General features: G+C 70.5%; 8 protein-coding genes. All 8 read right to left on the bottom strand.

Annotation, left to right across the window (positions count from 1 at the left end; all coding sequences use genetic code 11):
- Positions 1–3 precede the first annotated feature (3 nt).
- Positions 4–1665: a cytochrome bc1 complex cytochrome b subunit gene (gene qcrB, locus ACZ60T_RS16200; RefSeq protein WP_469666434.1), complete on the bottom strand. Its 1662-nt coding sequence runs from the start codon at positions 1663–1665 to the stop codon at positions 4–6.
- Between the two features lie 165 nt (positions 1666–1830).
- Positions 1831–3294 carry a glutamate synthase subunit beta gene (locus ACZ60T_RS16195; protein WP_469666433.1) on the bottom strand — a complete coding sequence of 488 codons (1464 nt, stop codon included), beginning with the start codon at positions 3292–3294 and terminating at the stop codon, positions 1831–1833.
- Complete coding sequence (gene gltB, locus ACZ60T_RS16190; RefSeq protein WP_469666432.1) at positions 3287–7885, bottom strand: glutamate synthase large subunit; 4599 nt, start codon at positions 7883–7885, stop codon at positions 3287–3289. Before gltB ends, ACZ60T_RS16195 begins: the two co-directional genes overlap by 8 nt.
- Positions 7886–8267: 382 nt before the next feature.
- Positions 8268–8999, bottom strand: a complete 732-nt coding sequence (locus ACZ60T_RS16185; RefSeq protein ID WP_365620428.1) for a VIT1/CCC1 transporter family protein — start codon at positions 8997–8999, stop codon at positions 8268–8270.
- A 198-nt stretch (positions 9000–9197) separates the two neighbouring features.
- Positions 9198–10271 (bottom strand): prolipoprotein diacylglyceryl transferase, encoded by a 1074-nt coding sequence (gene lgt, locus ACZ60T_RS16180; RefSeq protein WP_469666431.1) that lies wholly within the window; start codon positions 10269–10271, stop codon positions 9198–9200.
- 125 nt (positions 10272–10396) lie between these two features.
- Positions 10397–11167, bottom strand: a complete 771-nt coding sequence (locus ACZ60T_RS16175; RefSeq protein WP_365620422.1) for a DsbA family protein — start codon at positions 11165–11167, stop codon at positions 10397–10399.
- 142 nt (positions 11168–11309) lie between these two features.
- Positions 11310–12140: a tryptophan synthase subunit alpha gene (gene trpA / locus ACZ60T_RS16170; protein ID WP_469666430.1), complete on the bottom strand. Its 831-nt coding sequence runs from the start codon at positions 12138–12140 to the stop codon at positions 11310–11312.
- Positions 12137–13423 carry a tryptophan synthase subunit beta gene (gene trpB / locus ACZ60T_RS16165; protein WP_469666429.1) on the bottom strand — a complete coding sequence of 429 codons (1287 nt, stop codon included), beginning with the start codon at positions 13421–13423 and terminating at the stop codon, positions 12137–12139. Before trpB ends, trpA begins: the two co-directional genes overlap by 4 nt.
- Positions 13424–13575: the final 152 nt, after the last annotated feature.

Below are 13575 nucleotides of genomic sequence, written 5' to 3'. Positions count from 1 at the left end.
CGTTCAGTGGTGGTCGCCCTTGGTCGTGAGTTCGCGGTACTCCTCCACCGTCGGCTTGGGGATGCGGGCCCGCGGTCCGTACAGCGCCCTGGCGAGGCGGGCGCGCAGCCGGTGGGCGCGCCCGACCTGCCGGGTGACCCCGTTCGCGTCGACGAGCGGTCCGATCTCGTACGGCGGTGCCTGCTCGTGCTGGGTGAGGGTGAACAGCCGCTCCGGGGTGAGGCGTTCATGGACCTCGACGTACCCGCCGTTCGGGAGCCGCTTGATGACGCCGGTCTCCCGGCCGTGCATCACCTTGTCGTGGTCGCGGCGTTGGAGCCCGAGGCAGATCCGTTTGGTGAGGACGAACGCGAGGACGGGTACGACGAAGAACGCGATGCGGACGAACCAGGTGATCGCGTTGATGGAGAGGTGGAAGTGGGTGGCCCACAGGTCGTTGCCGCCGCCCACGAGCAGTACCGCGTACAGCGAGAGCCAGGCCACGCCGAGGGCGGTGCGCACGGGGACGTTGCGCGGCCGGTCCAGGATGTGGTGTTCGCGCTTGTCCCCGGTCACCCATGCCTCGACGAAGGGGTAGACGCCGATGGCGAGCATGATGAGCGGGAAGAGCATGAAGGGGATGAAGACGCCCAGTTGGAGGGTGTGTCCCCAGGCGTTGATCTCCCATCCCGGCATCACCCGGATCAGGCCCTCGGAGAAGCCGAGATACCAGTCGGGCTGCGCTCCGGTGGTGACCAGATCGGGCCGGTAGGGCCCGAAGGACCAGACGGGGTTGATGGTGGCGATCCCGCCGAGAAGCGCCAGCACACCGAAGACGAGGAAGAAGAACCCACCGGCCTTGGCGGTGTAGACGGGCATGAGCGGCATGCCCACCACGCTCTTCTCGTCGCGTCCGGGCCCGGGGTACTGGGTGTGCTTGTGGTAGAAGACCAGGATCAGATGGGCGACGACCAGGCCGAGCATGATCCCGGGCAGCAGCAGCACATGGATCGGGAAGAACCGCGGGATGATGTCGTGGCCCGGGAACTCGCCGCCGAAGAGGAAGAACGCGAGATACGTGCCGATGACCGGTACGGACAGGATGGCGCCCTGGGCGAAGCGGACGCCGGTGCCGGAGAGCAGGTCGTCGGGCAGCGAGTAGCCGGTGAGGCCGGTGATCAGGGCGAGGAACAGCAGGGTCCAGCCGAACAGCCAGTTCACCTCGCGGGGCTTGCGGAAGGCGCCGGTGAAGAACACCCGCATCATGTGGATGAGCATCCCGGCGACGAAGACGAGGGCCGCCCAGTGGTGGATCTGCCGGATGAGCAGCCCGCCGCGTACGTCGAAGCTGATGTGCAGCGTCGACTCGTACGCCCGGGTCATGAGGACGCCGCCCAGCGGGTTGTAGGAGCCGTGGTAGACGACCTCGGCGCTGCTCGGTTCGAAGAACAGTGTGAGATAGATGCCGGTGAGGATGAGGACGAGGAAGCTGTAGAGACAGACCTCGCCCAGCATGAAGGACCAGTGGTCCGGGAACACCTTGCGCATCAGGTAGTTGGCGGACCGGTGTGTGCCGAGGCGGCCGTCGGTCCAGTCGGCGAGCCGCTCGCCCTTGCCCACCGGGCGTCCGCGTCGCGAACTCCCGCTGCCCGCCGGGTCGTTCACCGTTCGTAGGCCGTCGTCCATGGAACGCCTCCCCCACGCTTCACTTCAGAGTGGCACGGCGGGCGGCGCGGACCAAGAGGGGGGACGGCGGGATCCGGTCACCCTTGAGCGGCGGTCCGGCACGCGCGGCGGCGCCTGCCCGGTGGTCCGGTCGGGGACCGGGTGGGCAGGCGCCGTCAGGATGCGTCAGACCATGAGCGAGCGGTCCGTCGGGCGGATCGGGGCCGGCAGGTCGCTCGCGCCGGTGAGGAAGCGGTCGACGCCGCGCGCCGCCGAGCGGCCCTCGGCGATGGCCCACACGATGAGGGACTGGCCGCGGCCGGCGTCGCCCGCCACGAACACGCCGGGGACGTTCGTCGCGAAGTCCGCGTCGCGCGCGATGTTGCCGCGCGCGTCCAGCTCCAGGCCGAACTGGTCGACCAGTCCGTTGTGCTGGTCGGTGCCGGTGAACCCCATGGCCAGGGTGACCAGTTGGGCCGGGATCTTCCGCTCGGTGCCGGGCTTGTGGACCGGCCTGCCGTCCACGAACTCGACCTCGGCCAGATGCAGCCACTGCACCTGCCCGTCCTCGTCGCCCTCGAAGTGGGTGGTGGCCGCCGCGTAGACGCGCTCGCCGCCCTCCTCGTGGGCCGAGGTCACCTTGTAGAGGATCGGGAAGGTCGGCCAGGGCTGGTCGACCGGGTGCCGCTCGTCGTTCGGGCGGGGCATGATCTCCAACTGCGTGACGGAGGCCGCGCCTTGGCGGTGGGCGGTGCCCACGCAGTCGGCGCCCGTGTCACCGCCGCCGATCACGACGACATGCTTGCCCTCGGCCGAGACGGGCGCGGTGACGTAGTCGCCCTCCTGGACCTTGTTGGACAGCGGCAGATACTCCATCGCCTGGTACACGCCCATGAGTTCACGGCCGGGGACCGGCAGATCGCGGGCCGTCGTCGCGCCCGCCGCGATCACCACCGCGTCGTAGCGCTTGCGCAGGTCCGTCGCCGTGATGTCGCGGCCGATCTCGACGCCCGTACGGAACCGGGTGCCCTCCGCGCGCATCTGCTCGATACGGCGGTTGATGTGCCGCTTCTCCATCTTGAACTCGGGGATGCCGTAGCGCAGCAGACCGCCGACGCGGTCCGCGCGCTCGTACACCGCGACCGTGTGGCCCGCCCGGGTCAACTGCTGGGCGGCGGCGAGACCGGCCGGGCCCGAGCCGATGACCGCGACCGTCTTGCCCGACAGCCGCTCGGGCACGCGCGGCCGCACGGCACCGCTGTCCCACGCCCTGTCGATGATCGAGACCTCGACGTTCTTGATGGTGACCGGCTGCCGCCCGATGCCGAGCACACACGCCGACTCACAGGGAGCCGGGCACAGCCGGCCGGTGAACTCGGGGAAGTTGTTGGTCGCGTGCAGCCGTTCCGCGGCGGCCGACCAGTCGCCGCGGTAGGCGAAGTCGTTCCACTCGGGGATCAGGTTCCCGAGCGGGCAGCCGTTGTGGCAGAACGGGATACCGCAGTCCATGCAGCGGCTCGCCTGCGTGCTGATGATCGGCAGCAGGGAGCCGGGGACATAGACCTCGTTCCAGTCCTTGACGCGCTCGTCCACCGGACGGGACACGGCGACCTCGCGGCCGTGCGTCAGGAAGCCCTTGGGATCAGCCATGGGTCGCCGCCTCCATCATCTTCTCGGTGATCTCGGTCTCGGAGAGACCGGCTCGCTCGGCGGCGTCCTTGGCGGCGAGCACTGCCTTGTACGTACGGGGGATGATCTTGCTGAAGCGGCCCGCGGCCACGGGCCACTCGGCCAGGAGCTTCCCGGCGACCGTGGAGCCGGTCTCCTCGGCGTGGCGGCGCACCACGTCGTGCAGCCACTGCCGGTCGGTGTCGTCCAGGGCCTCGACGGCGTCCTGGTTGCCGACGTTGACGTGGTCGCGGTCCAGATCGAGGACGTAGGCGATGCCGCCGGACATCCCGGCCGCGAAGTTGCGGCCGGTCTCGCCGAGCACGACCGCGTGCCCGCCGGTCATGTACTCGCAGCCGTGGTCGCCCACGCCCTCCGCGACCACCAGCGCACCGGAGTTGCGGACACAGAACCGCTCGCCCGTGCTGCCGCGCAGGAACAGCTCGCCGCCGGTCGCGCCGTAGGCGATGGTGTTGCCCGCGATCGTCGCGTACTCGGCGAGGTGCTCGGCGCCGCGGTCCGGGCGGACGACGACCCGGCCGCCGGACAGGCCCTTGGCGACGTAGTCGTTGGCGTCGCCCTCCAGGCGCAGCGTGATGCCGCGCGGCAGGAACGCGCCGAAGGACTGGCCCGCCGAGCCGGTGAAGGTGATGTCGATCGTGTCGTCGGGCAGACCCGCGCCGCCGAACTTCTTCGTCACCTCGTGGCCGAGCATGGTGCCGACCGTGCGGTTGATGTTGCGGATCGGGACGTGGGCGCGCACCGGCTGGGCCTCGGCCGCCGAGCCCGCGGCCAGGGCGTCGGCGGCGAGCTTGATCAGCTCGTTGTCGAGCGCCTTCTGGAGTCCGTGGTCCTGGGCGATGACCTGGTGGCGTACGGCGCCCTTCGGCAGGTCGGGCACGTGGAACAGCGGCTCCAGGTCCAGCCCTTGCGCCTTCCAGTGGTCGACGGCCCGCCGTACGTCGAGGACCTCGGCGTGGCCGACGGCCTCCTCCAGGGAGCGGAAGCCCAGTTCGGCCAGCAGCTCGCGGACCTCCTCGGCGATGAACTGGAAGAAGTTCACGATGTGGTCGGCCTTGCCGGTGAAGCGCTCGCGCAGCACCGGGTTCTGGGTGGCGATGCCGACCGGGCAGGTGTCCAGATGGCAGACGCGCATCATGACGCAGCCGGAGACGACGAGCGGCGCGGTCGCGAAACCGAACTCCTCGGCGCCGAGCAGGGCGGCGATGACGACGTCGCGGCCGGTCTTCAACTGGCCGTCGGTCTGGACGACGATACGGTCGCGCAACCCGTTGAGCAGCAGCGTCTGCTGGGTCTCGGCGAGGCCGAGTTCCCAGGGTCCGCCCGCGTGCTTGAGGGAGGTCAGCGGGGAGGCGCCGGTGCCGCCGTCGTGCCCGGAGATCAGGACGACGTCGGCGTGCGCCTTGGAGACGCCCGCGGCGACCGTGCCGACCCCGACCTCGGAGACCAGCTTCACATGGATGCGGGCCGCGGGGTTGGCGTTCTTGAGGTCATGGATGAGCTGGGCGAGGTCCTCGATGGAGTAGATGTCGTGGTGCGGCGGCGGGGAGATGAGCCCCACGCCCGGCGTCGAGTGCCGGGTCCTGGCCACCCAGGGGTACACCTTGTGGCCGGGCAGTTGGCCGCCCTCGCCGGGCTTGGCGCCCTGGGCCATCTTGATCTGGATGTCGTCCGCGTTGACCAGGTACTCGGAGGTCACACCGAAGCGGCCGGAGGCCACCTGCTTGATCGCCGAGCGGCGCGCAGGGTCGTACAGGCGCTCGGCGTCCTCGCCGCCCTCGCCGGTGTTGGACTTGGCGCCCAGCCGGTTCATGGCGAGCGCGAGCGTCTCGTGCGCCTCCTGGGAGATGGAGCCGTACGACATGGCGCCCGTGGAGAAGCGCCGGACGATCTCGGAGACGGGCTCGACCTCGTCGAGCGGGATCGGCTCGCGTCCGGAGGCGAAGCCGAACAGACCGCGCAGGGTCATCAGCCGCTCGGACTGCTCGTTCACGCGCGAGGTGTACTGGCGGAAGACGTCGTAGCGGCCGGTGCGGGTGGCGTGCTGGAGGCGGAAGACCGTCTCGGGGTCGAAGAGGTGCGGTTCGCCCTCGCGGCGCCACTGGTACTCGCCGCCGATCTCCAGCGCGCGGTGCGCGGGGGCGATACCGGAGGCGGGGTAGGCCTTGGCGTGGCGGGCGGCGACCTCCTGGGCGATGACGTCGAGGCCGACACCGCCGATCTTGGTGGCCGTGCCGTCGAAGTACGTGGCGACGAAGCCGTCCGCCAGGCCGACGGCCTCGAAGACCTGGGCGCCGCGGTAGGAGGCGACGGTCGAGATGCCCATCTTGGACATGACCTTCAGCACGCCCTTGCCGAGGGCGTGGATCAGGTTGCGCAGGGCCTTCTCGGACTCGATGCCCGGCAGGAACGTGCCCGCGCGGACCAGGTCCTCGACGGACTCCATCGCGAGGTACGGGTTGACGGCGGCGGCGCCGTAGCCGATGAGCAGGGCGACATGGTGGACCTCGCGGACGTCACCGGCCTCGACCAGCAGGCCCACCTGGGTGCGCTGCTTGGTGCGGATGAGGTGGTGGTGGACGGCCGCGGTGAGCAGCAGCGACGGGATCGGCGCGTGCTCGGCGTCCGAGTGGCGGTCGGAGAGGACGATCAGCCGGGCGCCGTTGTCGATCGCGGCGTCGGCCTCGGCGCAGATCGTCTCGATGCGCGCGGCGAGGGCGGCACCGCCGCCGAAGACCCGGTAGAGACCGGAGAGCGTGGCGGCCTTCATCCCGGGCATGTCGCCGTCGGCGTTGATGTGGATCAGCTTGGCCAGCTCGTCGTTGTCGATGACCGGGAAGGGCAGGACGACGCTGCGGCAGGACGCGGCGGTCGGCTCCAGCAGATTGCCCTGCGGGCCCAGCGACGAGCGCAGCGAGGTGACCAGCTCCTCGCGGATCGCGTCCAGCGGCGGGTTGGTGACCTGCGCGAAGAGCTGGGTGAAGTAGTCGAAGAGCAGCCGGGGGCGCTCGGACAGCGCGGCGATCGGCGAGTCCGTGCCCATGGAGCCGATGGGCTCGGCGCCGGTCTTGGCCATCGGCGCGAGGAGGACACGCAGCTCCTCCTCGGTGTAGCCGAAGGTCTGCTGGCGGCGGGTGACCGAGGCGTGGGTGTGGACGATGTGCTCGCGCTCGGGCAGGTCGCCCAGCTCGATCTCCCCGGCCTGGAGCCACTCCTGGTAGGGCTGCTGGGCGGCGAGGGTCGCCTTGATCTCCTCGTCCTCGATGATGCGGTGCTCGGCGGTGTCGACGAGGAACATCCGGCCGGGCTGCAACCGCCCCTTGCGGACGACCCGGGACGGCTCGATGTCCAGGATGCCGACCTCGGAGCCGAGGACGACCAGACCGTCGTCGGTGACCCAGTAGCGGCCGGGGCGCAGCCCGTTGCGGTCCAGTACGGCGCCGACCTGGGTGCCGTCGGTGAAGGTGACGCAGGCCGGGCCGTCCCAGGGCTCCATCATCGTGGAGTGGAACTCGTAGAACGCGCGCCGGGCCGGGTCCATGGAGGCGTGGTTCTCCCAGGCCTCCGGGATCATCATCAGCACGGAGTGCGGCAGGGAGCGTCCGCCGAGGTGCAGGAGTTCCAGGACCTCGTCGAAGGACGCGGAGTCGGAGGCGTCGGGGGTGCAGATCGGGAAGAGCCGCGCCAGCCTCTCCCCCGGCCCGAACAGCTCGGACAGCAGTTGTGACTCGCGGGCGCGCATCCAGTTGCGGTTGCCCTTGACCGTGTTGATCTCGCCGTTGTGTGCGACGAAGCGGTACGGGTGGGCGAGCGGCCAGCTCGGGAAGGTGTTGGTCGAGAAGCGCGAGTGGACCAGCGCGATCGCGGTGGCGAAGCGGCGGTCGGACAGGTCCGGGAAGAAGGGTTCGAGCTGGCCGGTGGTCAGCATGCCCTTGTAGACGATCGTGCGGGCGGACAGCGACGGGAAGTACACGCCGGCCTCGCGCTCGGCGCGCTTGCGCAGCGCGAACGCCTTGCGGTCCAGGTCGATGCCGGTGCGCACACCGTCGCTCACGAAGAGCTGGCGCAGGTGGGGCATCGTCGAGCGGGCGGTGGCGCCGAGCAGCTCGGGGGCGACGGGGACCGTGCGCCAGCCGAGGACGGTCAGGCCCTCGTCCGCGGCGATGGCCTCGATCCGGGCGACGGCCTCGTCGGTGCCGGACGTGGGCAGGAAGGCGATGCCGACCGCGTAGGCGCCCGCCTCGGGCAGCTCGCATCCGGCCACCTCGCGGAAGAAGGCGTCGGGGACCTGGGAGAGGATGCCTGCGCCGTCACCGGAGTCGGGCTCGCTGCCCGTGGCGCCGCGGTGCTCGAGGTTGCGCAGCACGGTGAGCGCCTGCTCGACCAGCGTGTGGCTCGCCTCACCGGTGAGGGTCGCTACGAAACCGACACCACAGGCGTCGTGCTCGTCGCGGGGGTCGTACATACCCTGCGCGGCAGGGCGGGCATCCATGAAGGACCAGGTCGTGCGGTCCGTCGCGGAGTGCTGGGACGGCTGGCGCGGCGTACGCATCGGCTCTCCCGTCGTCGTCGTGGCATGTGCTGGTGCCGAGGGACGACGTTGGCCCTCTGCGTGGAGTGCGTGATTCCGTGCAGTTCAGATGATGGAGCCTATTCCGGGAGACGGATAGCTCGTTCCACCATGCGGACATCGCTGGGGTGCTACGGCACGGGAGGTCCACTGCTGCACGGTGTGGGGACTTACGAGGGGGCGCGGGGGAACAGATCGGTGTCCGTCGGCCCGGGGTGCGGTGGGCCTCGTCGCCCGCCGCGATCTCTTGCGAAGCAGGCGTCATTGCCCGCGCTGCTTACGGGTCATGCCCGGCGGTAACCCGGTCGAAACCGCCGGGTAACAACTCCTTGTGCGAGGCTCCTCGCACAAGGAGTCGCACGCGTCATCCTACGGCCGTGCCGAACAGGGTGCCCAGAAGGAAGGTCACGCCCGCGGCGGCGCCACCGAGGGCGAGCTGCCGCAGCCCGCTGTACCACCAGCTCCGCGCGGTGACCTTGGCCACGACCGCGCCGCACAGGAAGAGCCCGGCGAGCGCGAGCAGCACGGCGGGCCACAGGGCGCTGGCGCCCAGCAGATACGGGAGGACCGGCAGCAGGGCGCCGAGCGCGAAGGACCCGAAGCTGGAGAAGGCGGCGACCGTCGGCGAGGGCAGGTCACCCGGGTCGATGCCCAGCTCCTCGCGCGCGTGTATCTCCAGGGCCTGCTCGGGGTCGCGGGAGAGCTGCCGGGCGACCTCGCGGGCCAGTCCCGGCTCGACGCCGCGGGCTTCGTAGAGCGCCGCCAGCTCTTCCTCCTCGCCCTCCGGGTGCTTCTTCAGCTCGCGCCGCTCGACGTCGAGTTCGGCCTCGACCAGTTCGCGCTGCGAGGCGACGGAGGTGTACTCGCCGGCGGCCATGGAGAAGGCGCCCGCGGCCAGGCCCGCCAGGCCGGTGATGATGATGGTCTGCTGACTGACGGCTCCCCCGGCGACGCCCGTCATCAGCGCCAGATTGGACACCAGCCCGTCCATCGCACCGAAGACGGCCGGGCGCAGCCAGCCACCGTTGACATCGCGGTGGGTGTGGTTGTTCCGGTGCGCCTCGTGCAGCGTCGCTTTGGTCTCGATGATGGCCATGCCCCAGCCCCCAAGTGCTTGATTGGACTGTTTCCACTTTTCGACTAACCCGAAAGTACGCCGAATCTCTGGATCCCGCCAGCAAGGAAAGGCTGGGCTAACCTGCGGTTTTACCTTCGCATGCCCATCTGGGCCCGCACACACGTACGCCGGGATCGAAGGCCGCGCCCTCGATCCCGGCGTACGTGAAGCCCTTGCTCAGACCTTCTTCGCCGACTTGACCTCGTCCGCTGCGGCCTCGGCGTCCTCAGGGGCCTCGGCATCCTCGGCGGCTTCGCCGTCCCCCGTGGCCCCGGCGGCCTTGGTGGCCTCATCAGGGGCCTTCTCGGCCTGCTTCTCGTCCTTCGGGCCCTGACCGCCCGTGGAGTCGGCCTTGGCGTCGGTCTTGGAATCAGCCTTGGTGTCGACCTTGGAATCGGCCTTGGTGTCGGCCGCGGCCTCGACCGCCGTCTCGGACGCGCCCGGTTCCACGACCGCCTCCCGGCCCGGCCGCAGCCGTGCCGACACCACGAGGTAGGACACAGCCAGCAGGAACACCAGGATCGCGGTCCAGACGTTCAGCCGCACGCCCAGGATGTGATGCGCGTCATCGACCCGCAGATACTCGGTCCAGCAGCGGCCCGCGCAGTACGCGGCCACGTACAGCGCGAAGGCCCGTCCATGGCCGAGTTGGAAGCGGCGGTCCGCCCAGATCACCAGGAATCCGACGCCGACGCACCACAGCGACTCGTACAGGAAGGTCGGGTGGTAGTAGCCGGGGGCCCGGCCGTCCGTCGCCGCCGTGATGTGCAGCGCCCAGGGCAGGTCCGTCGCCCGGCCGTACAGCTCCTGGTTGAACCAGTTGCCCCAGCGGCCGATCGCCTGGGCGAAGACGATGCCGGGGGCGAGGGCGTCGGCGTACGCGGGCAGGGGGATGCCCCGGCGGCGGCAGCCGATCCACGCGCCGAGCGCACCGAGCGCGATCGCGCCCCAGATGCCGAGCCCGCCCTGCCAGACCTTGAAGGCGTCCACCCAGTCACGGCCCTCGCTGAAGTACAGCTCGTAGTCCGTGATCACGTGGTAGAGCCGGCCGCCGACGAGGCCGAAGGGCACCGCCCAGACCGCGATGTCGGCCACCGTGCCGGCGCGCCCGCCCCGGGCGATCCAGCGCTTGTTGCCGAGCCACACGGCCACGAAGACACCGATGATGATGCAGAACGCGTAGCCGCGCAGCGGAACGGGGCCGAGATGCAGCACTCCGCGCGACGGGCTGGGGATATAGGCAAGTTCCATGGCAGGTCCGACGCTACCGTGCCGGGCAGGTGGCATGGCAACCATCCCGGCTACGGCTCCATAACGTAGCCCCCCGGCGGATCGGCACCGGGGGCCCGCTGATCATGGTGCTCCTCAGGACTTCCTCAGGACCTGTGCGCCGCCTCCACCAACTGCTTGAGCTTCGCCGGGGTCATCGTCCGGTCCTCGATGATGTTCTTGTCACCGAGGAGCACGGTCGGCGTCCCCGTGAAGTGACCCTTCTCGAAGGCGTCGTTGGACTTCTTCACCCAGCCGTTGTGCGTACCGTCCTTGACGCACTTCTGGAACGTCGGTGTGTCGAGGCCGCTCACCTTGCCCGCCAGCCCGATCAGCTTCGCGTGGTCCGCGAAGGTGTCCTCGGTCTCCTTGGGCTGGTTGTCGTACAGCACGTCGTGGTACGCCTTGAACTTCCCGGCGTCCTGCGCGCACGCCGCCGCGTTGGCCGCGTGGAGCGAGCCGCTGCCGCCCATGTTCCCGTCGATGAGCGTGACCAGGTGGTACTCGACCTTCAGCTTGCCCGCGTCGACCAGTTCGCGGAGCGTCGGGCGGTAGACCGTCTCGAAGACCTTGCAGGCCGGGCAGCGGAAGTCCTCCCAGACCGTGAGGGTCGACCGGGCGGCGTCCTTGCCGACGGGGATCGCGAGGCCGTCCTTGCCCGTCGCCCCCGAGGGCCCGATGGTGGGGCCCGAGGCGCTGCTCTTCTTGCCGCTGTTCGCCGCCAGGAGGCCCCCCACCGTCGCCAGGGCCAGCACGCAGATGATCGCGGCGCCCACGATCATCCCGCGCCGACGCTTCTCCGCGGACTTCTGCTTCTCGCGCTGCGCCGCCAGCCGGTCCCGGGCGGCGCGCTTTCCCTCACGGTTCTTCTCGCTCACATCCGGCAGAACGAACCGGGGAGGCGCTGCGCGCCTCCCCGGCCTCAGGTCCACCCGTTCGAGTGAGCCAATTGTCCTTCGTTGCCCGATTCACCCGCGACGGTTGCGGGGCTTCACCGGTGACGGTGCGGGGCGACGGGTGTCACGCCCTGCGGCGGACGCCCTCGGCCAGCTCCCCCGCCAGGGCCCGTACGGCCTCGAGACCGGCCTGCTCGTCCGGCGCGTCCAGCATCCGCTTCACGAACGCCGAGCCGACGATCACGCCGTCGGCGAACCCGGCGACCTCGGCGGCCTGGGCCGGGTTGGAGACGCCGAGGCCGACGCAGACCGGCAGCTCGGTGGTCGCGCGGGTGCGCCGGACCAGTTCCTGGGCCTGCGTACCGACCGATTCACGCGTACCGGTGACGCCCATGAGCGAGGCCGCGTAGACGAAGCCGGAACCCGCCGCGGTGATCTCGGCGAGCCGCTCGTCCTTGCTGCTCGGCGCGACCACGAAGACCGTCGCGAGCCCCTGCTTCTCCGCGTGCTCGCGCCACAGGGCCGACTCCTGCACGGGCAGGTCCGGCAGGATGCAGCCCGCGCCGCCCGCCTCCGCCAGCTCGGTCGTGAAGCGCTCCACGCCGTAGCGGTCGATCGGGTTCCAGTACGTCATCACGAGCACCGGCTTGCCGGTCGCCGCGTGCGCCTCGCGGACCGTGCGCAGGACGTCGGCGATCCGGACGCCACCGCGCAGCGCGATGTCGTCGGCGGTCTGGATGACGGGGCCGTCGAGGACGGGGTCGCTGTGCGGCAGGCCCACCTCCACGACGTCGGCGCCGCCGTCGAAGACGGCCTTGATCGCGGCGATGCCGCCGTCGACGGTCGGGAACCCGGCCGGGAGGTACGCGATGAGGGCGGCACGGTCCTCCGCCTTCGCGGCGGCGAGCGTGTCGGCCAGCAACTGGGCCTGTCCGCCGGTCACTTCTGCGCTCACTGGGCGTCCCCCTCGATCTCGGCGGTCTCGCTGTCGGCGTCCGCGGCGACGGACGCGTCGGTCTCGTACAGGCCGAAGTAGCGGGCGGCCGTGTCCATGTCCTTGTCGCCGCGCCCGGACAGGTTGACGATGATCAGCCCGTCCTTGCCCAGCTCCTTGCCCACCTCCAGGGCCCCGGCGAGCGCGTGGGCGCTCTCGATGGCCGGGATGATGCCCTCGGTGCGGGAGAGCAGGCGCAGGGCCTGCATGGCCGCGTCGTCGGTGACCGCGCGGTACTCGCCGCGACCGCTGTCCTTGAGGTACGCGTGCTCGGGGCCGATGCCGGGGTAGTCCAGGCCCGCCGAGATCGAGTACGGCTCGGTGATCTGCCCCTCGTCGTCCTGGAGGACGTAGGACCGCGAGCCGTGCAGGATGCCCGGCTCACCGGCGGTGAGGGTGGCGGCGTGCTCGCCGGTCTCGATGCCGTGGCCCGCGGGCTCGCAGCCGATGAGGCGGACGGAGCTGTCGGGGATGAAGGCGTGGAAGAGCCCGATGGCGTTGGAGCCGCCGCCCACACAGGCGACGGCGGCGTCGGGCAGCCGCCCGGCGCGCTCCAGGATCTGCCGCCGTGCCTCGACGCCGATCACCCGGTGGAAGTCGCGCACCATGGCCGGGAAGGGGTGGGGACCGGCCACCGTGCCGAACAGGTAGTGGGTGTGGTCGACGTTGGCGACCCAGTCGCGGAACGCCTCGTTGATCGCGTCCTTCAGCGTGCGACTGCCTGACTTCACCGCGACGACCTCGGCGCCGAGCATGCGCATACGCGCGACGTTGAGGGCCTGTCGCTCGGTGTCGATCTCGCCCATGTAGATGGTGCAGTCGAGGCCGAACAGGGCGCAGGCGGTGGCGGTGGCGACGCCGTGCTGTCCGGCGCCGGTCTCCGCGATGACCCGGGTCTTGCCCATGCGCCGGGTGAGCAGCGCCTGGCCGAGCACGTTGTTGATCTTGTGGGAGCCGGTGTGGTTGAGGTCCTCCCGCTTGAGGAAGACCCGGGCGCCACCGGCGTGTTCGGCGAACCGCGGCACCTCGGTGAGGGCGCTGGGCCGGCCGGTGTAGTGGACGAGCAGGTCGCCGAGTTCACGGGCGAACTCGGGGTCGGTCTTCGCCTTCTCGTACTCGGCGGCGACCTCGTCCACGGCGGCCACGAGGGCCTCCGGGATGAACGTGCCGCCGAACGCGCCGAAGTAGCCGGCCGCGTCGGGCACCTGGCCCTCCGGGTCGGGAACGAAGAATTCGCTGGGCATGCGGTTACCTCGCAGGGGCGTACGCCCCGGGTAGGTCGGACGGTGGGTGACGTCGATGCGTACACGCGCGACCCTGCGGCGAACCGACGGACCGGTGGTGAACCGGCGACAACCGACGGCAGTCGCGGTTCAGTTCACTCGGTTCGGTTCAC

This window comes from Streptomyces sp. NPDC104371, from assembly GCF_055583785.1.
This window is presented reverse-complemented; position numbering and strand designations above follow the sequence as displayed.